Raw genomic sequence first — 21,551 nt, forward strand, 5'->3', positions numbered from 1 at the left:
ATTTATACTTTTTAAATCCCAACCGTTTAAAAAACGGTTGTTTTTATATTACTTTTTCTTCATCTCTTCAAGCTCTTGCGCTAGAAATTCCCCTGTGTAGCTGCCAGTTCTTTTGTAGTTTTTAGCTACCTCTTTGACGCTGCCACAAGCTATTACTTTACCGCCTTTTGCGCCGCCTTCTGGCCCCATATCTACGATATAGTCGCAGTTTTTGATGACATCCATATTATGCTCGATCACAAAGACAGAATTTCCAAGATCAACTAGGTGATTTAGCACTTTTACTAGCCTATCAACATCGGCAAAATGAAGTCCTGTCGTTGGCTCATCAAGGATATAAAGCGTATTTCCAGTGTCGCTTCTACTAAGCTCTTTTGCTAGCTTCACGCGCTGCGCCTCGCCGCCACTAAGTGTGACTGCATTTTGCCCAAGTGTGATGTAGCCAAGCCCCACGTCTTGCAGTGTGGTGAGCTTTGAAGCGATCTTTGGCACAGCCTTAAAGAACTCAACCGCCTCATCTATGCTCATATTTAGCACCTCGGCGATATTTTTGCCTTTGTATAAAATTTCCAAGGTCTGAGCGTTATATCTAGCGCCATTACAAACGTCACAAACCACATTAATATCAGGTAAAAAGTGCATCTCGATAGTGATCTCGCCCTCACCTTGGCACTTCTCGCAGCGTCCGCCTTTGACATTGAAGCTAAAGCGCCCTATTTTATAGCCTCTAAGCTTGGCCTCTTTAGTCTGCGCAAACAAATTTCTTATCTCATCCATCACGCCGGTGTATGTCGCTGGATTTGAGCGTGGGGTGCGGCCTATCGGGCTTTGATCGAGGTATATGACCTTGTCTAAATTCTCAAGACCGCTTAAATTTACCCCAGCTATCTTTTTCACTTTTTTAGCTCTATTTAGCTGCTCCTGCGCCTCTGGGAGCAAGGTCTGAAGCACTAGAGAGCTCTTGCCAGATCCTGAAACTCCGGTGATACCCACAAGGTTTCTAAGTGGAAATTTAGCGGTTAAATTTGAGATATTGTTGATATTTACATTTGAAATTTCAAGCCACTTCTCAGTTTTTCTATTTTTTTGATAGTCGATCTTTTTCTTGCCATTTATGTATTGTGCAGTCTGAGTGTCTGAGCTTAAAAGCTCTTTTGCCGTGCCTGCAAAGACCACGCTGCCGCCAAATTTACCAGCTCCAGGGCCGATATCTACGATATAGTCAGCCTCCTCTATCGTCTTTTTATCATGCTCGACGACGATCACGGAGTTGCCTTTAGCTTGCAAATTTCTAAGTGTTTTTATGAGTTTTAACGTATCTCGCTCGTGAAGGCCGATACTTGGCTCATCAAGCACATACATGACGCCACTGAGCCCACTTCCTATCTGGCTCGCAATCCTGATGCGCTGTGCCTCGCCACCGCTGATCGTCCTAGCATCACGCCCAAGCGACAAGTAGCCAAGTCCCACATCGTACAAGAAGAAAAGCCTCTCGTTGATCTCTTTTAAGATAGGCTTTGCGATTGCTTTGTCATAGTCGCTAAGATAGGCAAAATTTTTCTCATTTGAGAAGAAAGCGGTGCAGTTTTCTATGCTCATATCTAAAATTTCACCAAGCCCAAGGCCAGCGACTTTGACCGCTAAGCTTTGAGGCTTTAGTCTGTGGCCATTACAAGCGTCACAAATTTTCTCGCTCATATACTCGTCAAAGTCTTTATAATCCTTCAAAAGCCCGTGTGAAATTTTAACTACTCCGTCAAATTTTCTAAGCAGTTTATTTCGCTTCCAAAAGAACTCAACATCCTTGACGTTGCCATATAAAACGAGCCTTTTTTCATCTTCGCTAAGCTCATAATATGGCTTTTTAATGTCGATCTCATTTTGCTCACAAAACGCAAGTAAAAATTTATAGTAATAGCTCATGTTATAGCCGTAAAGTAGCTTGATAGCGCCGTTTTCTATCGACTTTTCCTCATCAATGATCTTGCTCATATCTAGGCTATATCTTATGCCAAGTCCGTCACAATGTTCGCAAGCGCCCTTTGGTGAGTTGAAGCTAAAGCTTAGTGGCTCAAGCGGCGTAAATGAAATTTTACAGTCAAAACAAGCCATGTGCTCGCTGTAATGTATAAAACTCTCTTTTAAGCCAAGCTCGTCAGCATTTGCGATCTCTATCTCGACCTCGCCAAAGCTCTCATTTAGCGCCTTTTCCACGTCACTTGCAAGGCGCTCGTGATTTTGCTCGTCGATGGCGATCCTATCAACGATGACCTTTATCGTGTGTTTTTTCGTTTTTGCAAGCTCGATCTCCTCATCAAGCCTCACCACCACGCCATCTATATGTGCTCTAACAAAGCCTTTTTGACGTAAATTTTCGATCAGATCCGCCCATGTTCCCTTTTTCTCACGAACTAGCGGCGCATAGATGATCACTTTTGCGCCAAGTGGGAGCTTTGAAATTTCATTTATGATGTCGCTCGCACTCATTTTTGAGATAGGTTTGCCGCATTTATGGCAGTGCTGCACGCCAACCCTTGCGTATAAAAGCCTTAGATAATCATAAATTTCAGTGATTGTGCCAACCGTTGAGCGAGGATTTTTTGAAGTTGTCTTTTGATCGATGGCAATTGCAGGCGTTAAACCCTCGATCTTATCGACATCAGGCTTGCCCACACGGTCTAAAAACTGCCTAGCGTAGCTACTAAGGCTCTCCATATACCTGCGCTGCCCCTCAGCATAGAGCGTGTCAAAGGCTAGCGTGCTCTTACCACTGCCGCTAAGACCAGTAAAAACTACTAGTTTGTTTTTAGGAATTTCAAGGTTTAAATTTTTAAGATTGTGCTCGCGCGCGCCAGTTATTTTTATAGTATCATTCATTAAATTTATACGACCTTTTTAAAATTTTAATCTGTAAATTTAGTCTAAAAGTGATAAAAACTTTATAAAGTAGTTTAGAGAAATTAAGCGTGCTATGAAAATTTAAGAGTATATTTATATCATTTTCAGTTTTTTTTGATATTCTACGCCAAAATTTTATTTAAGGAGAAAAAATGTCTGTAAAAATAACCGATATATGCATAAGCTGTGGTTCATGCATCGATGAGTGCCCAGTTTCAGCTATTGTTGATGATAGCGACAACCCAACTGGAGCAGATACATACTATGTTTATTCAAACAAATGCGTTGAGTGCGTAGGCTACAACGACGAGCCAGCCTGTGCATCTGCCTGTCCAACTGATGGTTGCATCGTTTGGGATGCCGTAGTAGCAGGACAACCTTCACGTGATCAAATCGGTGCTGACGCTCGCACTGGCAGCACTCCAGTTATCCAATAAATTTACAAATTTTAGGCTCAAATTTGAGCCTATTTTATTTTTAAGCTTTATTTGATATAATTGCCAACTTCATTTAAATAACCTAAATTTTAAGGAAAATTTATGCAAAGAACACTTTCTATTATTAAGCCTGACGCTGTTAAGAAAAATGTTGTTGGAAAGATTATAGATAGATTTGAAAGCAATGGCTTAAGAATCGCAGCTGCAAAGAAAATCAAACTTAGCAAATGCGATGCAAAAGCATTTTATGCAGTTCATAAAGATAGACCTTTCTTCAACGATCTAGTTGAATTTATGGTAAGCGGACCAGTTGTAGTTATGGTTTTAGAGGGCGAAAATGCAGTTGCTAAAAACCGCGAGCTAATGGGTGCAACTAACCCAAAAGAAGCAGCACCTGGCACTATTAGAGCTGATTTTGCTGATAGCATTGACGCAAACGCAGTTCACGGAAGCGACAGCCTAGAAAATGCTGTAAATGAGATAAATTTCTTCTTTGCTTCAAGAGAAATTTGCTAATTTTGGACTAAAATTTGATTATTCCATTTTCTAAAATAGCAAACAAAGAGATAAACTTTGAGCTAGTAAGAAACAATGATCTAGTTTTTAGTGGAATTTTAAAAAGAAAAGACCCTTTTTTGGTAAAATGCCAAGGCACTATAAAGGGTGAGATAAAATATATTTGCGATCGATGTGGTGATGAATTTATGCTACCTATCGATCAAGACGTAGAGCTAAATTTAAGTGATGGTGTCTATAAAGACAGAGAAAATGAGCTTAGCGATACGGTTGAATTTTTTGATGGCAATATTGATTTAAAAGAAGTTTTTGAAAGTGAGCTAGAAGCTTTTAAGAGCGATTATTTTTATTGTGAAAAATGTAAAAATTTATAAAGGAGAGTAAAATGGCAGTACCAAAGCGAAGAGTGAGTCATTCTCGTGCAGCAAAACGTAGAACACATTACAAAGTTACACTTCCAGTGCCTGTAAAAGACAAAGATGGTTCTTGGAAAATGCCTCACCGCATAAACAAAACAACAGGTGAATACTAAAATATGATTCGCATTGCTATTGATGCTATGGGTGGTGATTTTGGTGCAGAGCCTATAATATCTGGCGTTATCGAAGCACTAAAAGAGGCAGAATTTAAAGCTGTATTAGTTGGCGATAGCAATGCCATAAAACCACTCATCCCACAACCCTATTTAAAAAATATAGAATTTATAGAAGCTACCGAAGTCATCTCGATGTCAGACGGAGCGACAGACGCACTAAAAAGAAAAGATAGCACGATCTACAAAGCTGTTGAGCTTTTAAAAGACAAAAATGTCGATGCTGTCGTTTCTGCTGGTCACAGCGGTGCTACTATGAGTTTAGCTACGTTAAGAGTTGGTAGATTAAAAAATGTATCTCGTCCAGCAATCGCTACACTTATGCCTAATTCAAAAGAGACAGCTACTTTGGTTTTGGACGTTGGTGCAAATGTTGATTGCAGAAGCGAGCACCTTTTTCAGTTTGCCATAATGGGCGAAGCCTATGCAAAAGAAATTCTAGGCAGAAAAGAGCCAAAAGTGGGTCTTTTGTCAAACGGCGAAGAGGAAAGCAAAGGCAATGAAGTCAGCAAAGAGGCTTTTAAACTAGTTTCTAGACTTGATAGCTTCGTTGGCAATGCAGAGGGCAATCAAATTTTTGATGGCAGCATTGATGTCATGGTTTGCGACGGTTTTATGGGAAATATTCTACTAAAAACGAGCGAAGGTGTCGCTGATGCCATAGGCAAGATCATTAAAAAGCAAGTCAAAAAATCGCCCCTTGCTATGGCTGGATCAGTGCTCATGAGAAAAGTCTTTAAAACTCTAAAAAAACAGGTCAGCTACGATGAGTATGGCGGTGCTCCGCTTCTTGGCGTAAATGGCTGCGTCATCATAAGCCACGGCAAAAGCAACTCAAAAGCTATAAAAAATGCAATCTTTCAAGCAATTAAATTTGCTAACTCGAATATAAATAAAGTTATAGAAGAAGAACTTTCACACTTTGCAAGGTAAAATATGCCAAAAGCTTCATTGATCTCCATTGCGTCATATGTTCCAGAAAAAATTTTAACAAATTTTGATTTTGAAAAAATGGTCGATACGAGCGATGAGTGGATAGTGAAGCGAACTGGTATAGAGCAAAGGCACATCGCAACAACCGAGATAACAAGCGACCTTGGCACAAAAGCTGCCGAGCTAGCTATAAAACGCTCAGGTCTTGAAAAATCACAAATCGATGCGGTAATCTGCGCTACGATATCTCCGGATCATCTTTGCATGCCTTCAACTGCTTGCAAGATAGCTTCAAATTTAGGCTTAAATTTTGGCATTACAGCTTTTGATATAAGTGCGGCTTGCACAGGATTTATATATCTTTTAGAGCTTGCAAATTCTCTTATCGTAAGCGGTGCTAAAAAAAACGTTTTGATCATAGGAGCTGAAAAACTAAGCTCGATAGTTGATTATACAGATAGAAGCACATGCATACTTTTTGGTGACGGAGCTGGCGCTGCTGTGGTAAGTGCAAGTGAAGAAAACGAGATCATTGACATCCACACTGCAAGTGACGGCAGACAGGCTGAGCTTTTGATAACTCCAGGATGTGGCAGTGCATTTCCAGCTAGCGAAGAGACGCTAAAAAATAGGCTAAATTTCATCCACATGAGTGGAAATGAGGTCTTTAAGATAGCGGTTCAAACGCTTAGCAAAAGTGTGATAGAAATTTTACACGCAAACAAAATGCAAAGTGAAGATATCGACTTTTTCATACCTCATCAAGCAAATATCAGGATAATAGACGCCGTAAAAAATAGGCTAAATTTCACTGACGAACAGTGTGTTTTGACAGTTGCAAAATATGGCAACACAAGCTCTGCTTCGATTCCAATGGCGATAAATGATGCTTACGAGGATGGACGCATCAAAAATGGTTCAGTTTTGCTTCTTGATGCATTTGGCGGTGGCTTTACTTGGGGTTCGGCGATACTAAAATTTGGCGGTAGAAATTTTAGCGATCTGTAATTAGTCATTTCTTCACTCAAAACTCTAAATTTAATAAATTTTCTACAACATCTTCTATAAATTTTTAAAAATTTCCATTCATTTTCAAATGCATATTAAAATTACACTGTTTTAAATTTTCAGATCTATTTAATTAGAATTTAAATTTTTATGGATATAATTTCGCAATCAATAAAATTTATTATTAAGGAGAAAATATGTTAGTAACAAAAAAAGCACCTGACTTTACAGCTGCAGCAGTTTTAGGAAACAATCAAATTGTAAATGATTTCAACCTTTACAAAAATATCGGCGAAAAAGGCGCTGTTGTCTTCTTCTACCCAATGGACTTTACATTCGTTTGCCCAAGCGAGATCATCGCATTTGATAAAAGATATGACGAGTTCAAGTCACGCGGTATCGAAGTTATCGCGGTTTCTTGCGACAACCAGTTCTCACACTTTGCATGGAAAGAGACTCCAGTAAATAAAGGCGGTATCGGTAAAGTTCGATTCCCGATCGTAGCTGACATGACAAAATCAATCGCTCGCGGCTTTGACGTACTTCTAGAAGACGCTGGCGTAGCACTTCGCGGATCATTCTTACTAGACAAAGATGGCACAGTTCGCCACGCAGTTATAAACGACCTACCACTTGGCAGAAACATCGACGAGATGATTAGAATGGTAGATACTATGCTATTTACAAACGAGCACGGCGAAGTTTGCCCAGCTGGCTGGCACAAAGGTGACGCTGGTATGAAACCAAGCACTGAAGGTGTTGCTGACTACCTTTCACACAACGAAAGCAAACTATAATTATTCAAAATTTCTAGGCAGCTTTGCCTAGAAATTTCTTCTCTACACAAATTTAAATATTTTTTTAATATAACTTTATATATGATAGCGATGTTTTAATAAATAACCTTTTTTGGAGACCCCATGGAGTTTAAGGGCAGGCAAGAACTTGTCGAAAATTGCGAGGATTGCATACTTGGTTTAAGAGCTAAATTTATAGATGAGGGCATCAAATTTTGCAGACAACTAACCCTTGTAGTGCCACACGAGCAGATGAAAATTTGCCTTGAGAGTATCTTTGACGCACTACTCATCCAAAAGCCAAATGCCACACAAATTCGCGACGACTTAAACAGCCTAATACCAAAACTAAATGCAAAAGATGAGCTAGTAAATTTCTTGCTCTTAAATTTGACGCTAAATTTTAGTCATGCCTGCGACAATGCAGTATATGTGGGCTATTTTGTAAATGCCGTCTCAAGGATGAAAGAAATTTTATATAACACGCAGGATCACCAAGAAGCCACAGTAAAAACGATGATCGATACTGGCTCATTTTTTTACGAAGATCCGATCAACACATTTACACGCATGAAAAATGCCAAGGTCCGCCCTGAGTTTTTAAATTTATACGACGGACTAAATATAAAATACGAAGCCGAAATTTTAGAAGTTAAAGAAGATAGCGTCGTTTTTCGCGTAGATATGATGCAAATTTTAGCCATGAAGCAAGATGGCAAGGGCTTTATCCTGCCAAACAGCTTCTTCTCAAAGCAACTTCGCGCCGACATCATCGACTATAATATCGCCGATAAAAGCGTCACTCTTTCAAATTTCTCGCGCACAGCGACCATGCATGCAAACAAGAGAAAATTCCAGCGCGTCTTGCCAAACCGCTTTACCAAAATTTCTCTAAAAGGAGAGCAAGGCGAGCTTGAAGGCAGCCTTTATGACATCTCAGAGGGCGGCATGAGCATATTAAGCTCGCAAGCTACAAATTTTAAAGACGGCGAAGAGTTAGAGGCAAATTTTGACATCATGCTCTCACCAGATGAAGTAAAAAACGTCTCTTTAAAGCTAAAACTTGTCACAGAGCTAGCCTACAAGGGCTACATCAGATACTGCATGCAGCTAGTTGATGATGACAAAACGATAAAAGACTTCACGCAAAAGCGCGTCAAAGAGACACTTGACGAGCTTCGCTCACGCATAAATTTATACGAATAAGGCAATTAGTGAAAACCATACAAGAAAATTTAAAGCTTTTTTACATCGGACTAAAAGATAAAGAGCCATTTTTTTACAAAAACAAGGACCTAACCACCCACGCAGCCATTATCGGTATGACAGGTAGTGGCAAAACAGGCCTTGGTATCACACTATTAGAAGAGGCCTGCATAGACAACATCCCCTCTATCATCATCGATCCAAAGGGCGATATCACAAATTTAGCCCTCACCTTTCCGCAGATGAGAGCGGAGGATTTTTTACCATACGTCGATGAAGCAGAAGCGGCCAACAAAGGTCAAAGCGTAGAGGAATTTGCCGCCGCTCAGGCCGAGCTTTGGAGAAACGGCATAGAGTCGAGCTTTCAAGACCTTGAGCGAGTAAAAATTTTAAAAGATAGCGCTAGCTTTAATATCTACACGCCAAAAAGCTCAGCTGGCATAGGTGTGGCGCTACTTAGCGACTTTACATGCCCAAATATTAGTGACGAAGAAATTTTTAGCAACTATATAAACTCACTAGCAGCATCGGTGCTATCGCTTATTGGCATGAGTTCAGAGGATATGAGCTCAAAAGAGCAGCTGCTTATCTCCACTATATTTGAGAGCAAATTTAAAGAACAAAAAGACGTCAGCATCGAAGAGCTTATAAATTTCATAGCAAATCCGCCGTTTAAAAAGATAGGCGTTTTTGACGTGGATACCTTCTATCCAAGCAGTGAGCGTCTAAAGCTTGCCATGAAGATAAACGCGCTCATCGCAAGCCCAAGCTTTAAGGGCTGGACGCAGGGCGTTAGACTTGAAATTTCAAAGATGCTTTTTGACGAAAACGGCAAAGCAAAATGCAATATCTTTACCATCTCACATCTAAATGATTCTGAGAGGATGTTTTTTGTCACCCTTTTACTAAACGAGATCATCGCATGGATGCGTGGCACAGAGGGCACTAGCTCACTTAGAGCGATCCTATATATGGATGAAATTTTTGGCTTTTTTCCGCCAAACGCAAATCCGCCGTCAAAAACGCCTATGCTCACGCTCTTAAAACAAGCCCGTGCATTTGGTCTTGGCTGCGTCTTAAGCACGCAAAACCCAGTCGATCTTGACTACAAAGGCCTTAGCAATATCGGCACTTGGTTCATCGGCCGCCTCCAAACTGCGCAGGACAAAGCCCGCGTGATCGACGGACTAAGCGGCATCGCAGGCTCAAGCTTAGACAAAGCCTCACTTGAAAATCTCATATCAAATTTAGCCAAGAGAAATTTCTTACTCAAAAATATAAACGAGGACGGCTTAAACGTCATCTCCACGCGCTGGGCGCTTAGCTATCTAAAAGGCCCGCTTAGCCGCGAGCAAATTTCAAATTTGATGAAAGATAAAAAAGAGAATTTAAGTAGCCAAGGCGTAGATAAAAGCGAGATGAAATTTAGCGCAAAACCTATCATCTCAAGTGCGATCACACAGCTTTATGCTAACTCAAAAAGCCTCACACCAAATTTGCTAGCAAGCGCAAAGGTTAGAATTTATGACGCCAAAAAAAGGATAGACAGCGTTTGTGAGGTGAGCTATCTTTACGAGCTTAGTGAAAATGACAAAGAGCCAAACTGGAGTGAGGCTAGCGAAGGCATACACGTTGATGCAAGCGAAAATGAACCAAGCGGCGCAAGCTTTGCTGCTGTGCCAAATTTCATAACGAGCGCTAAAAATTTTGACGCTTTAGAGAAAGATTTTAAAGAGTTTTTGTATAGAAATTTCAAATTTAACACCTTTGAGGCGATGGGAATTTACTCAAAAGAAAACGAGTCAAAAGAGGAGTTTTTCATAAGGCTTCAAGATAAGTGCAACGAAATTTTAGAGGAGCAAACCGCAAAACTCACGGCTAAATTTGAAAAAGAGCAAAAGAGCTTGCAAGACAAGCTAAATAAAGCCCTTGCAAAGCTTGATAAAGAGCAAAAAGAGATGACTACAAGCGGCCTTGATGCGGCTATAAATATAGGCGCAAGCATATTTGGAGCGATATTTGGCAACAAGCTCTTATCTCGCCAAAACGCGGGTAAGATCGCCTCAAGCGCAAGAAGCGCAAACAAGGTCTTAAAAGAGCGAAGCGACGTCAAACTTAGCGAGCAAAGCGTAAATGATATAAACTTAGCCATAAGCGAGCTTGAGGAGAAATTTGCACAAGAGTGTGACGCGCTAAAAGAGGCAAATGATGTTAAAAACATCACGATAAACGAAACGCAAATTTCGCCAAAGAAAAGCGACATCTACGACGAAAAAATCGTGCTTTTGTGGAGATGATTTATAAAAAAATTAGTATTTTTTTAATATCATTTCTCTTTAAATTTAAAAGGTAAAATATGCAAAATTTAATACTTTATGCCGTTAGCTACCTGCTTGGTAGCATCCCATCAGGGCTCATATTAGCAAAAATTTTTGGCCATGTTGATATAAAAAAAGAGGGCAGCAAAAGCATAGGCGCGACAAATGTTTTAAGGGTTTTAAAGCAAACAAACCCAAAACTAGCCAAAAAACTAGCCATTTTAACAGTAGTTTGTGACGTTTTAAAGGGTGTTTTGCCACTCATCATAGCCTCTTTGCTTGGAGCTAGCCAAAGCGTGCTTTGGACGATGGCAGTTTTAAGCGTTGCGGGGCATTGTTTTTCTATATTTTTAGGCTTTCAAGGTGGCAAAGGCGTGGCAACTGGAGCTGGCGTGCTCGCATTTTTCTTGCCAGTTGAGATAATAATCGCTCTTGTCGTTTGGTTTTTGGTCGGTAAATTTTTAAAGATAAGCTCTCTAGCCTCTCTATGCGCGCTGATAGCTCTCATCGCATCAAGCTTTATCATCCACCCAGAGCTTGATGAAATTTACACTCACGCGCCGATCCTTATCATCGCATTTTTGGTAGTTTATAAACACATACCAAATATCGTTCGCCTGCTTTCAGGCAAGGAGCAAAAAGTCCTATGAAGAGTGAAATAACAACTATCATTAAAGATTATAAATTTCAAACCATTATAGGGATGTTTGACTTTGAGAGAGTTGCAAAGCAAGAGGTAAAAGTAAGCTTAGAATTTCGCTCAACTAGCTTGATTGATTATGTTTTGGTGGCTGATTTTATAAAAGAATTTTACAATGAGATGAAATTTCAAAGCGTAGAAGAGTCACTAGAAGCAACCTGCAAAGCGCTAAAAGAGAGGTTTAGCTCACTTACAAGCTTGGATATGGAGATTTTAAAAACCGAGATTTTACCAAATGCAATCGTCGGTGCAAAAATCAGCACTGTTTTTTAAAAATTTATTAAAGTATCTTGAAATATTTCTTAATTTATGATACAATCGACCATAAATTTTAGTTTAAGGAAAAGAAATGCGTATTTTAATAGTAGAAGACGAAGTAACGCTAAATAAGACTATTGCTGAGGGGTTGCAAGAGTTTGGTTATCAGACAGATAGCTCTGAAAATTTCAAAGACGCTGAGTACTACATCGGCATCAGAAACTACGACTTAGTTTTGACTGACTGGATGCTTCAAGATGGTGACGGCGTTGATCTTATAAACATCATAAAACATAAATCTCCACGCACTTCAGTTGTAGTTCTTTCTGCAAAAGACGACAAAGAGAGCGAGATAAAAGCACTTAGAGCTGGCGCTGATGACTACATCAAAAAACCATTTGATTTTGACATTTTAGTAGCTAGATTAGAGGCTAGACTACGCTTTGGCGGTACAAATATCATCAAGATAGACGAGCTTATCATCAATCCTGACGAAGAGAAGATCACATATCTTGGCCGCGACATCGAGCTAAAAGGCAAGCCATTTGAGGTGCTTACTCACCTTGCAAGACACTCAGATCAGATCGTATCTAAAGAGCAACTACTTGACGCTATCTGGGAAGAGCCAGAGCTCGTAACTCCAAACGTTATCGAGGTTGCTATCAATCAAATCCGCCAAAAAATGGACAAACCGCTAAATATTTCGACAATAGAAACTGTCAGAAGACGCGGATATAGATTTTGCTTTCCCAAAAAAGCTTAAGAAATAGATTTATACTGCAATTAGCATCTGGTGCGATGATGCTAATTGCCGTTGTTTCGGTGATGCTCTATCACTACATAAGAGTCACCGTTTTTCAAAGCGTAGTTAATGAACTAAATCAGCAAGCAGCAGACTACAAAAACAATCCACAAAATTTCAATCCTAACAATCTAAAAACTTTTACTATAGAAATCCCAAACAAAACTCTAGCCACCGTAAAAGCGGGCGAGCTTAAAGGCGAAAAGCCCTACCTTGTGATGCAAAAGATAAAAGATAAGAGTATAACCACTCTAACAACAAGGCTAGATGACAGTAGCTACTTAGTCCTAGAAAAAGAGACCTCACTTCAAAGCCAAATAGTCGAAGAAATTTTTATAGATATTATAATCGTAAACGTCACAGCGATACTTTTGGTGCTATTTTACGCACTATTTTTATCAAGAATGCTTTTAATACCTATAAAAATTTTAAGTCACAAGCTTACAAATTTAGATGAGAAATTTCTAAAAGAGATCGATATCAAAAGCTTGCCAGATGAGTTTTTGCCACTTGGTAATAGCATAAATAGGCTAATTTCTCGCATACAAACTTTTGTCTTATACCAAAAAGAGCTCTTTGTAGGCGTTGCACACGAGCTAAAAACTCCACTTGCTGTCATGAAAACCAAAAATGAAGTTACGCTTTTAAAACCAAGAGATAGCGAAAAATACATAGAAGCGCTAAAATCAAACAACGAAGCGATCAACGGCATGAACGCTATGATAGGCTCGGTCCTTGAGATAGGTCGTCAAGAGGGCGCGCAGTTTGAAGAGCCAGTAAATACCGACGTGATCGCATTTTTGAAAAAACTAGGCAAAAACTACGAGGTGCTCGCAAAAGGTGAAGAAAAAAATCTCGCACTCGATCTAAAACCTGAAATTTTTAATCTAAACATCCAAACCAGCCTACTAACTCACATAGTGCAAAATTTCGTCCAAAATGCTATCAAATTTTCTCCAAAAAATAGCACGATTACGATTAGCTCAAAGCTTGAAAAGAGCAAATTTATCATCGAGGTTGCCGACGAGGGTGTGGGCATAGACGAGAGCAAGGACTTGTTTGCTCCATTTAAAAGATACGGCGATAAAGGCGGTGCTGGACTTGGACTATTTCTCGCAAAGGGCGCAGCACAGGCACTTGGCGCTGAGATATCTATCAAAAATAGAGAGAACACAAACGGAGCAGTTGCAAGCCTCGTTTTAAATTTAAAAGGATAAAAAATGGCAAAGAGAACCGCAGTGATCGATCTTGGCTCAAATTCTATGCGTATGGCGATATTTGAGCGCACGTCACGCTTAGCATTTTTTATACTAGCTGAATATAAAACCAAAGTGCGACTGGGCGAAGGTGGATACGGCTCAAACAACGAAATTTCAGAAGCTTCAATGCAAAAAGCGATCAAAGCTTTTGGCGAATTTGACAACATCATAAAAAGCTACAAATGCTCTAAAGTCCTATGTGTCGGCACTTCAGCGCTTAGAGATGCTCCAAACTCAGGCGTTTTGATCTCTCTTTTAAGAAAAAAACTTGGCATAAATTTAAAAGTCATTGACGGCAAAGAAGAGGCTACTTTTGGAGCGATAGCGGCTAAAAATTTGCTTCACAATCTAGCCGAGTGCGTCACTATCGACATCGGCGGAGGCTCGACCGAACTTGCTAGGATAAACAACGGCAAGATAGTCGATGTCCTATCGCTTGATATAGGCACAGTGAGGCTAAAAGAGCTATTTTTTGATAAGAAAAATTTAAACAAACTACCAAAATTTCTATCGCAGATCACAGCGCAGATAGATGAGCGATTTAAGTGTCCAAATTTAATAGCCATCGGCGGCTCTTTAAGAGCGATCTCATCGGCCATAATGAGCAAAAATTTATATCCGCTCTCATCACTACATGGCTTTTGCTACAAGCTTAGCGACGAGCAAGCCTACATCGAGAGCATCGCAAACGTTAGCGTGCTTGAACTAAATAAATTCCCTATAAAAAAGGATAGATATGACACTATTAGAGAGGGCGCACATATATTTTTAGCCCTTGCCAAGGCGCTAAATGCCAAAAACGTCACCACAAGTGGCGTTGGCGTAAGAGAGGGCGTCTTTTTAAAAGACTTTTTGCGTCCAAGTCTTAAATTTCCAGAAAATTTTAACCCAAGCGTCAAAAGCCTACAAGACCGCTTCATCCTCTCTTGCAACAAAGCCGTGGCAAGATACGCAAAGGATATTTTTGTGGCACTTAAAAAGCTTCATGGGCTAAATGAGAGCTATCTTGAGACGCTGCTAATTGCTGCAAAGCTTCACAACGTCGGTCAAGAGATAGGCTTTTACGGCGATCACAAAAACTCGGCTTATATCATACTAAATGCCCTAAACTACGGCTTCTCACACGAGCAAAAGGCACTAATAGCCGCAGTCATCGGCACAAATGGCAAGAAAAATATTTATGAGTTTGAAAAGTATAAAAATTTATTGCCAAAGGGTGAGTGCGTAAGGTGGCTAAGCTTCATCCTTGCGCTAGCCAAGGCACTTGATATAACCTGTGAGGAGCTAAATTTAAGCTTTGAGTTTAGCGGTCACACACTAAAAATAGAGGGCGCAAAAGAATTTGCTATGGCAAAAGAAGAGATAAAAAAGATCGCAAAACCTGAAATTTTTGCCATTTCGTTTGTGTAGATCAAAAACTTAGCGGTCAAATTTATAAATTTATTTTCTAAAAATAGGGGGTGGGTAAAGGCTTCTATTTTGCTTTGTAGGTTTGCAATGCAAGTCAGATACGAAGTCCGTACACCTTACCCACTCTTTTTATCCTTCAGCACACGTTCAAAGCATGCAATAGTGCCAAAGAGCCATGTTTTTAGTGTGTTAAACAAATTTTAAAATTTCATGAACGAGTAATTTCGGCTCTAAAATTTGAGCTAAGCGGTAAGCGAAGCCAAATTTTAATAGTCAATTCTTGCGAGTGAATGAAGTTTTAAAATTTACGAATTTGCTTTGTAGATTAAGTTTTTTGTTAATTTGTTAATGGGGAAGAGGCTTAAATTACGGTCTGCTTGCAGTTACGAGCTAGCGAAGCAAAGAAGTTCCCTCTCTCTCCTTAACAATCCATTGTCTGCTTGCAGTTACGAGACGAAGTCGAAGTAAAGCCCGACAACGTTAGAAATGTATGCAATGGTGCTTCGCGCTGCATGAATCTTATATGAGAGAATTTATTGCAAATTTTAAAATTTGCGAAAATGCTCTTCTAAATTTTTAAATTTAGTAGCGAAGTGGGACTAAAATTCCCCGCTCATTTTATCTTTGTAGTTATTTAGGCTATTTTGACGCTCTTGTAAAAATGAGCCAAGTTTTTTCTTATTTTCTTCAAAAAATACCGCAAAGTCCTGCTCATTTTGGATCTTCTCTTCGCCAAAGCTATCAAGCATGACGTTTGAGCTGCCAACTATCACTAAATAGCGTCTATTTTCGTAGCTTAGAAGCATTAGCTTGTTTGTGCGATCAAGGTATTTTTCGTAGATGATATTGACGCCGCTATTTTGGTTTTTAAGTAGCCAGTTCATCGACTTTGTGTCGTTTTGTGGTTGATTTTGTGGCGTTTTAAATCCACTAAAGTCACTACTTTTTGAAGTGATATATCTTTTAAAAACATATAAAAATATAAGAAGCGCGATGAGCACACTTAGAACGATGAAGTATCTCGAATCAATATTAACCATAGGTTCATTTTCTGTCTTTGGCGTGCTAGCAGTTTCTATCTTTGCGCTTGCTTGAGGCATATTTTGCACTTGTGTTTTTGTATTTTTTAGCGTTACGCGGATGCGAAGCCCGAAGCTGTCAGTTGTCTTTGAAGCATTTACGATGATCGCATCGTTTGAGCGTAAATTTAAAACTAAAGAGTTTTGCTTTGGCTCTATCTCAAGCTCTTGAATGATCTTTGAGTTTATATCCTTGTTCGCGCTTTGATCGTAGCTTAGAGAATTTAGTATCAAAGAGGTCGTATCTTTTTCACGCTTTTGAAAGATGTTGCCCTCATACGGCGCATCAAAGCTAAGCATGATGTCGACCCTGTCGGTGCGCTCATAGATGTTGTATGTTAGCAAGTTTGAGGCAAAGATCTGCGTAGCAAAAAGCACAAAAAATAGTACAAATTTCATAAAAGTTCTTTTTTGAAGTACTGAATAACTGACTTTGAGTCCAAAATTTCATTTATCCTGATGGCTAAATTTTTCTCATAAACCATTACTTCGCCTTTTCCAAAAATTCTATTATTTATATATAGCTCCACGCTCTCGCCAGCTGGTTTTTCGAGGTCTATGACCGAGCCAGCTTCAAATTTCAAAAGCTCATTTATGCTAACTGTGGTAGTTCCTAGCTCAGCTATAAAATCAACGCTTATATCCATAAGCTCATCATAGCTCTTAAAAAGCCCTAGCTGTTCTAGTGTCTCTATCGCACCTTCGTCGTTCATTGTATCTTGTAGCCTATTTGAAATGTTCTATTTTTTATCTTATATATAAATTTCTCTTTTAGCTTTATGCCAAAATTCTCAACCTCGCCCAAAAACTCAGGCGTTCCGAGTTTATAAGCATTTGGCTCTTTTTCATTTAGCAAATTTTTAGCCTTGCCGATGATCTGATTAGCTATCTCTTTGCAAAGATCGTCCAGATCGCCACCATCGACATCTTCGTGACCAAAAAAGGCATTCATAAAAATTTTTAAAGTATCTTTTTTAAAAAATAGATAAAACTGATACTCGCTTTTACCCTTATAAACTGGTATGCTAGCCCCGTAAAATCCTTTACCAAGGCTCTTGCCAAACTCTAAATCCAGCCCCAAAGTATCTTTGCAAAGATAGCTCGTGGCTTCATCTATAACTTTTCTCATATCTCTTCCTTAAGACTTGAAATGCGCGTTAATTATACTTTGGCTTTACTAAATTAGCTATAAATTTATTAAGCATTTTAAAAGAGTTTATCGACCTCTTTAACTAGCTCTTTTGCGCTAAATTTGGCGCAAAGCTTGACTATTTGTGTGCCTATGATCGCAGCGTCAGCATATTTTTTCACTTCGCTAACATCATCTTTGTTTTTGATGCCAAAGCCCACAGCCACTGGCAGATCACTCTTCTTCTTAAGCTCTAGGACTAGATTTTTTATCCTATCTTCATCAGCTCTTTTTGAGCCGCTAACGCCGATAGCACCTAGCACGTAGATAAACCCTGAGCCAAATTTTAATATCTCATCCGCCCTGCCCCCAGAAGTGACACTTATAAGTGGCACAAGGCATAAATTTAGCTCCTTGCACTTTAGAGCAAATTCCTCGCACTCCTCACAAGGAAGATCTGGCACGATAAAGCCACTAACTCCCGCCTCACGTGATCTTTTTAGAAATTTATCAACGCCGTAAGCAAAGATGATGTTGTAATAAACTAGAAAAACAAGTGGCTTTGTCACTTTTGCTTTACAGCCCTCAAGCATATCAAAGACAACGTCGGTATTTACGCCACTTTGAGCCGTCTCAAAGCTAGCTTGTGCGATGAGCTTGCCATCAGCCAGCGGGTCAGAGTACGGGATGCCGATCTCAAGCAGATCAAGCGTGCTCTCATCTAAATTTTCTAAAAATTCCTTAGTTTTTTCTAAGCTTGGATAACCAGCCACGATGTAGCCGATGTTTGCCTTTTTGCCGTTAAATGCGCTTTTTACCTTATCCATAAATTTTTCCTTTTTCGTAGCCGATGACTGTGTTTATGTCCTTATCGCCCCTGCCTGAGATATTTACGACGATGACGCTTTTTTTATCAAGTTTTGGACAAAGCTTCTCCAGATACGCCACCGCATGCGCGCTCTCGATAGCTGGGATGATGCCCTCCATCTTGCTTAGAAAATACAAGGCATTTATGCACTCATCGTCGGTCACGGCTTCGTATCTTACCCTTTTGATGTCATTTAAGTGAGCGTGCTCTGGGCCGATGCCTGGGTAGTCTAGGCCTGCTGAGATGCTATGCACTGGCGAGATCATGCCGTATTCATCTTGCAAGACCGTCGTTTTCATGCCGTGGATGATGCCGGTTTTGCCTTTGCTAAGCGTAGCTGCGTGATAAGGCGTATCTATGCCAAGGCCGCCAGCTTCTATACCTACTAAATTTACGCTCTCATCATTTAAAAACGCACTAAAAATGCCAATAGCATTACTGCCGCCGCCAACGCAAGCGATGACGTAGTCGGCCTTTTTACCGTAGTCTGCAAGCTGGGCTTTGGCCTCTGTGCCGATCACGCTTTGGAAGTCACGCACGATCTTTGGATATGGGTGTGGGCCAACGGCTGAGCCAATGACATAAAATGCGCTTTCTATCTCATTTACCCACGCTTGTATGGCCGCAGTAGTCGCCTCTTTTAGCGTTTTTAAGCCATCTTCTACGCTCACCACTTTTGCGCCAAGAAGCTGCATGCGAAAGGCATTTAGCTGCTGTCTAGCCACGTCTGTTGCGCCCATATATACGTCACACTCTAAGCCCAAAAGTGCTGCCGCAGTCGCTGTTGCCACGCCGTGCTGACCAGCTCCAGTCTCAGCTAAAATTTTCTTTTTACCCATCTTTTTAGCAAGCAGCGCTTGAGCTAGGGCGTTATTTATCTTGTGCGCGCCCGTGTGGTTTAGATCCTCACGCTTGAGGTAAATTTCATGTCCGTAGTGCTCGCTCAGACGCTTTGCAAAAAAGAGCGGACTAGGCCTGCCAACGTAGTTTTTAAGCAGATCATCAAGCTCGTCTTTAAACTCTTTTGTCTTTGCGATGCTCTCATAAGCATTTTCTAGCTCATCAAGGGCAAACATCACCGTCTCAGGCACGAACTGCCCGCCAAATTTTCCAAAATACGCCTTATTATTCATCTTCTACCTCACCTATGATCTTTAAAATTCTCTCTATCTTTTGCACATCTTTTATGCCGTTTTCGTCCTCGACTTTTGAGTTGATATCGACTAGATATGGCTTAAATTTCAGCGCTTCTTTGATATTGTGCTCGCCTATACCCCCAGCCATGCCAAATTTAAATTTAACCTCTTTTAAAATTTCCCACTCAAAGCTAGTGCCGTTTCCTCCAGCATTTTCGCCCTTGCAGTCAAAAAGCGCCATGTCAAAATGCTTAAAATCAACCTCTGGCAAGCTATCTTTCACGCTAAAAACCTGCCAGATCTCAAGCCCCATATCTTTTAAATTTGCCTCTAAATTTTCACTCATCACTCCATGCACCTGAGCTACGTCAAGACCAGTAAACTGGCAAATTTCCATTATCTCGCACTCACTTTGCTCCGCAAAAACGCCAACTACTTTTTTGCCCTTGCTGTGAGCAAATTTCGCTATCTGTCTAGCTAAATTTAGCTCGACCTTTCTTTTGCTTTTGGCAAATATCAGCCCGATAAAATCAACATCCAAAGCACAAACCGCACTTGCCTCATCTAGCGTTTTGATGCCACAAATTTTAACTAGCGCCATTACGCTTGCGCCCTTATAAACTCTTCATAAAATTTATACGCCTTGCCTGAATTTATCGCTTCAAGCACCATTTTTTTGGCCTCGTCTGGGCTCTTTGCGCCATCAGCTGCGTAGAGTGCAAACATCGCATTAAAGACCACGATGTCAAATTTCGCCCCCTGCTCCTCGCCTTTTAGCGTGCGGATCAAAGTTTTGGCGTTTTCTTCAGGTGTGCCGCCCTCGATGTTGCTGTGAAGTGCTCTTTTAAAGCCAAACTGCTCTGGCGTGATGCTGTATTCAAAAATTTCGCCATTTTTTAGCTCCACAACGCTTGTTTCATTGCAAAGCGTGATCTCATCAAGTCCGTCATCGCCGCGAACGACTAGAGCGTGCTTTCTGCCAAGAATTTTAAGCGTCTGGGCGTAGAGTTTTAGAACGGGCTTATGATAGACGCCAACTAGCTGGTTTGTAAGGTTTAAATTTGGATTTAAAAGCGGTCCAAGCACGTTAAATACGGTTCTTATGCCAAGTCTTTGGCGCACTTCTCTCACCTCGCCAACTAGCGGATGGAAAAATGGCGCGTGGAAAAAGGCTAAATTTTTACTAGCCAAATTTTCTCGCTGTTTTGCCAGTGATTTTTCACTTTTTACGCCTAAAATTTCAAGCACATCAGAGCTGCCAGACTTGCTTGAAACTGCCTTGTTACCGTGTTTTGCGACCTTTATACCAAGGCTTGCAAGGATAAATGCCACCGTAGTTGAGATATTTATCGTCTTAAAGCCATCGCCGCCAGTGCCGCAAAGATCGATCATAGGCGTATCGTCACGGTAAGTTTGCGAGTATTTTAGGATATTTTTTGCAAGCGCAGCGAGACTTTTTGGATAGAGGCTCTTTTCGCTAATAAGCACCAAAAGGGCTGAGAGCTGCACGATCTCGTACTCTTTGCTGGCTATTATCTCGCAAATTTGCTCAAAGTCGCTATCATCAAGCGGGATGTTTTCTTGAAGCTTGATAAGATATGGCTTGAGTGAGCGAATTTTTGGCTCTTTTACCTCTTCTTTTGCCTTGTAATTTACAAAATTTTCAACTATCTTTTTGCCGTATTGCGTGAAGTAGCTCTCAGGGTGAAACTGGATGCCAAAGATCGGCTTATCTTTTACGCTAAGTGCCATAACTACGCCATCATCGCTCACCGCATCAGCGCTTAAGCTAGCTGGGAGCTCATCGACATAGAGCGAGTGGTAGCGCATAACCTCAAAACGCTCAGGCAGCCCTGCAAAGAGTGGCTCTTTATTTTTCACGTCGATAAATGAGGTCTTGCCGTGAAGTGGGTCGTCTAGTCTTTTTATCTTTGCGCCGAAACTAAGCCCTATGGCTTGGTGTCCAAGACAAATTCCAAGTACTGGCACGCCAAGGTCTGCTTTTAAAATTTCTAGGCAAACTCCGCTATCTTTTGGATGCTTTGGACCTGGGCTTAGGATGATCTTACTTGGGTTTAGTTTTTTGATCTCTTCAAGCGTTATCTTGTCGTTTCTAACGCATCTAACCTCTTCGCTGGTGAGCTCTTTTACGTACTGCTCGACGTTGAAGACAAAACTATCGTAGTTATCTATAAGTAAAATCAA

The 21,551-nt window shown here is 40.5% G+C and carries 22 protein-coding genes; 14 read left to right on the top strand and 8 right to left on the bottom strand.

The window, feature by feature from the left end; translation table 11 throughout:
* Positions 1–48: 48 nt before the first annotated feature.
* The gene (uvrA, locus tag CVS89_RS07965; protein WP_107847440.1) at positions 49–2,877 is read right to left on the bottom strand and encodes an excinuclease ABC subunit UvrA; all 2,829 of its coding nucleotides are present in this window, start codon (positions 2,875–2,877) and stop codon (positions 49–51) included.
* A 173-nt stretch (positions 2,878–3,050) separates the two neighbouring features.
* On the opposite strand from uvrA, the gene CVS89_RS07970 reads away from it, so the two are divergent.
* The 14 genes from CVS89_RS07970 (at position 3,051) to CVS89_RS08035 (ending at position 15,134) form a co-directional block, all read left to right on the top strand.
* On the top strand, positions 3,051–3,335 hold the full coding sequence (locus tag CVS89_RS07970) for an NADH-quinone oxidoreductase subunit I (RefSeq protein ID WP_002942606.1): 285 nt from the start codon (positions 3,051–3,053) through the stop codon (positions 3,333–3,335).
* 102 nt (positions 3,336–3,437) lie between these two features.
* A complete protein-coding gene (gene ndk / locus CVS89_RS07975; RefSeq protein ID WP_087584078.1) occupies positions 3,438–3,851 on the top strand; it encodes a nucleoside-diphosphate kinase in 414 nt (137 codons plus the stop codon).
* A gap of 14 nt (positions 3,852–3,865) precedes the next feature.
* Complete coding sequence (locus CVS89_RS07980; protein WP_002942543.1) at positions 3,866–4,225, top strand: hypothetical protein; 360 nt, start codon at positions 3,866–3,868, stop codon at positions 4,223–4,225.
* Between the two features lie 11 nt (positions 4,226–4,236).
* Complete coding sequence (rpmF, locus tag CVS89_RS07985; protein WP_002942540.1) at positions 4,237–4,383, top strand: 50S ribosomal protein L32; 147 nt, start codon at positions 4,237–4,239, stop codon at positions 4,381–4,383.
* 3 nt (positions 4,384–4,386) lie between these two features.
* The gene (plsX, locus tag CVS89_RS07990; protein ID WP_021084931.1) at positions 4,387–5,376 is read left to right on the top strand and encodes a phosphate acyltransferase PlsX; all 990 of its coding nucleotides are present in this window, start codon (positions 4,387–4,389) and stop codon (positions 5,374–5,376) included.
* A 3-nt stretch (positions 5,377–5,379) separates the two neighbouring features.
* Entirely contained in the window at positions 5,380–6,384 is a 1,005-nt protein-coding gene (locus CVS89_RS07995; protein WP_107847438.1) for a beta-ketoacyl-ACP synthase III, read from the top strand.
* Positions 6,385–6,581: 197 nt separating this feature from the next.
* Positions 6,582–7,181, top strand: a complete 600-nt coding sequence (locus tag CVS89_RS08000; RefSeq protein ID WP_002942572.1) for a peroxiredoxin — start codon at positions 6,582–6,584, stop codon at positions 7,179–7,181.
* A gap of 123 nt (positions 7,182–7,304) precedes the next feature.
* Entirely contained in the window at positions 7,305–8,387 is a 1,083-nt protein-coding gene (locus CVS89_RS08005; RefSeq protein ID WP_107847436.1) for a PilZ domain-containing protein, read from the top strand.
* An 8-nt stretch (positions 8,388–8,395) separates the two neighbouring features.
* Positions 8,396–10,684, top strand: coding sequence for an ATP-binding protein (locus tag CVS89_RS08010; RefSeq protein ID WP_107847434.1), 2,289 nt, complete (start codon positions 8,396–8,398; stop codon positions 10,682–10,684).
* Positions 10,685–10,743: 59 nt separating this feature from the next.
* Positions 10,744–11,355, top strand: a complete 612-nt coding sequence (plsY, locus tag CVS89_RS08015) for a glycerol-3-phosphate 1-O-acyltransferase PlsY (protein WP_107847432.1) — start codon at positions 10,744–10,746, stop codon at positions 11,353–11,355.
* On the top strand, positions 11,352–11,678 hold the full coding sequence (locus CVS89_RS08020) for a dihydroneopterin aldolase (RefSeq protein ID WP_107847430.1): 327 nt from the start codon (positions 11,352–11,354) through the stop codon (positions 11,676–11,678). The genes plsY and CVS89_RS08020 overlap by 4 nt, the downstream gene beginning before the upstream one ends.
* Positions 11,679–11,754: 76 nt before the next feature.
* A complete protein-coding gene (hsrA, locus tag CVS89_RS08025) occupies positions 11,755–12,426 on the top strand; it encodes a homeostatic response regulator transcription factor HsrA (RefSeq protein WP_002942555.1) in 672 nt (223 codons plus the stop codon).
* A 38-nt stretch (positions 12,427–12,464) separates the two neighbouring features.
* A complete protein-coding gene (locus tag CVS89_RS08030) occupies positions 12,465–13,682 on the top strand; it encodes a sensor histidine kinase (protein ID WP_196088162.1) in 1,218 nt (405 codons plus the stop codon).
* Between the two features lie 3 nt (positions 13,683–13,685).
* Complete coding sequence (locus CVS89_RS08035) at positions 13,686–15,134, top strand: Ppx/GppA phosphatase family protein (RefSeq protein ID WP_103590444.1); 1,449 nt, start codon at positions 13,686–13,688, stop codon at positions 15,132–15,134.
* A gap of 599 nt (positions 15,135–15,733) precedes the next feature.
* On the opposite strand, the gene CVS89_RS08040 is transcribed toward CVS89_RS08035, so the two are convergent.
* From CVS89_RS08040 to trpD, 7 genes are all read right to left on the bottom strand, one after another.
* On the bottom strand, positions 15,734–16,612 hold the full coding sequence (locus CVS89_RS08040) for an excinuclease ABC subunit A (RefSeq protein ID WP_107847428.1): 879 nt from the start codon (positions 16,610–16,612) through the stop codon (positions 15,734–15,736).
* A complete protein-coding gene (gene fliN, locus CVS89_RS08045) occupies positions 16,609–16,926 on the bottom strand; it encodes a flagellar motor switch protein FliN (RefSeq protein ID WP_002942551.1) in 318 nt (105 codons plus the stop codon). The genes CVS89_RS08040 and fliN overlap by 4 nt, the downstream gene beginning before the upstream one ends.
* Positions 16,923–17,342 carry a chemotaxis protein CheX gene (locus CVS89_RS08050; RefSeq protein WP_002942548.1) on the bottom strand — a complete coding sequence of 140 codons (420 nt, stop codon included), beginning with the start codon at positions 17,340–17,342 and terminating at the stop codon, positions 16,923–16,925. The genes fliN and CVS89_RS08050 overlap by 4 nt, the downstream gene beginning before the upstream one ends.
* 77 nt (positions 17,343–17,419) lie before the next feature.
* Positions 17,420–18,169 carry a tryptophan synthase subunit alpha gene (gene trpA, locus CVS89_RS08055; protein ID WP_021093544.1) on the bottom strand — a complete coding sequence of 250 codons (750 nt, stop codon included), beginning with the start codon at positions 18,167–18,169 and terminating at the stop codon, positions 17,420–17,422.
* The gene (gene trpB, locus CVS89_RS08060; RefSeq protein WP_107847426.1) at positions 18,162–19,343 is read right to left on the bottom strand and encodes a tryptophan synthase subunit beta; all 1,182 of its coding nucleotides are present in this window, start codon (positions 19,341–19,343) and stop codon (positions 18,162–18,164) included. Before trpB ends, trpA begins: the two co-directional genes overlap by 8 nt.
* On the bottom strand, positions 19,336–19,947 hold the full coding sequence (locus CVS89_RS08065) for a phosphoribosylanthranilate isomerase (RefSeq protein WP_107847423.1): 612 nt from the start codon (positions 19,945–19,947) through the stop codon (positions 19,336–19,338). The genes trpB and CVS89_RS08065 overlap by 8 nt, the downstream gene beginning before the upstream one ends.
* The gene (trpD, locus tag CVS89_RS08070) at positions 19,947–21,551 is read right to left on the bottom strand and encodes an anthranilate phosphoribosyltransferase (protein ID WP_107847421.1); all 1,605 of its coding nucleotides are present in this window, start codon (positions 21,549–21,551) and stop codon (positions 19,947–19,949) included. Before trpD ends, CVS89_RS08065 begins: the two co-directional genes overlap by 1 nt.

This window comes from Campylobacter concisus (assembly GCF_003048615.2).
In the GTDB taxonomy this organism is placed as follows: domain Bacteria; phylum Campylobacterota; class Campylobacteria; order Campylobacterales; family Campylobacteraceae; genus Campylobacter_A; species Campylobacter_A concisus_C.

Excerpts from the sequence above, each read along its gene's own strand:
- plsX (WP_021084931.1), top strand. The coding sequence starts at position 4,387 with ATGATTCGCATTGCTATTGATGCTATGGGTGGTGATTTTGGTGCAGAG.
- hsrA (WP_002942555.1), top strand. The coding sequence starts at position 11,755 with ATGCGTATTTTAATAGTAGAAGACGAAGTAACGCTAAATAAGACTATT.
- CVS89_RS08050 (WP_002942548.1), bottom strand. The coding sequence starts at position 17,342 with ATGAGAAAAGTTATAGATGAAGCCACGAGCTATCTTTGCAAAGATACT.
- rpmF (WP_002942540.1), top strand. The coding sequence starts at position 4,237 with ATGGCAGTACCAAAGCGAAGAGTGAGTCATTCTCGTGCAGCAAAACGT.
- CVS89_RS08065 (WP_107847423.1), bottom strand. The coding sequence starts at position 19,947 with ATGGCGCTAGTTAAAATTTGTGGCATCAAAACGCTAGATGAGGCAAGT.
- CVS89_RS08005 (WP_107847436.1), top strand. The coding sequence starts at position 7,305 with ATGGAGTTTAAGGGCAGGCAAGAACTTGTCGAAAATTGCGAGGATTGC.
- CVS89_RS07995 (WP_107847438.1), top strand. The coding sequence starts at position 5,380 with ATGCCAAAAGCTTCATTGATCTCCATTGCGTCATATGTTCCAGAAAAA.
- CVS89_RS08040 (WP_107847428.1), bottom strand. The coding sequence starts at position 16,612 with ATGAAATTTGTACTATTTTTTGTGCTTTTTGCTACGCAGATCTTTGCC.
- CVS89_RS08020 (WP_107847430.1), top strand. The coding sequence starts at position 11,352 with ATGAAGAGTGAAATAACAACTATCATTAAAGATTATAAATTTCAAACC.
- trpB (WP_107847426.1), bottom strand. The coding sequence starts at position 19,343 with ATGAATAATAAGGCGTATTTTGGAAAATTTGGCGGGCAGTTCGTGCCT.
- plsY (WP_107847432.1), top strand. The coding sequence starts at position 10,744 with ATGCAAAATTTAATACTTTATGCCGTTAGCTACCTGCTTGGTAGCATC.
- trpA (WP_021093544.1), bottom strand. The coding sequence starts at position 18,169 with ATGGATAAGGTAAAAAGCGCATTTAACGGCAAAAAGGCAAACATCGGC.
- CVS89_RS08035 (WP_103590444.1), top strand. The coding sequence starts at position 13,686 with ATGGCAAAGAGAACCGCAGTGATCGATCTTGGCTCAAATTCTATGCGT.
- uvrA (WP_107847440.1), bottom strand. The coding sequence starts at position 2,877 with ATGAATGATACTATAAAAATAACTGGCGCGCGCGAGCACAATCTTAAA.
- CVS89_RS07970 (WP_002942606.1), top strand. The coding sequence starts at position 3,051 with ATGTCTGTAAAAATAACCGATATATGCATAAGCTGTGGTTCATGCATC.
- CVS89_RS08000 (WP_002942572.1), top strand. The coding sequence starts at position 6,582 with ATGTTAGTAACAAAAAAAGCACCTGACTTTACAGCTGCAGCAGTTTTA.
- fliN (WP_002942551.1), bottom strand. The coding sequence starts at position 16,926 with ATGAACGACGAAGGTGCGATAGAGACACTAGAACAGCTAGGGCTTTTT.
- ndk (WP_087584078.1), top strand. The coding sequence starts at position 3,438 with ATGCAAAGAACACTTTCTATTATTAAGCCTGACGCTGTTAAGAAAAAT.
- CVS89_RS08030 (WP_196088162.1), top strand. The coding sequence starts at position 12,465 with ATGCTAATTGCCGTTGTTTCGGTGATGCTCTATCACTACATAAGAGTC.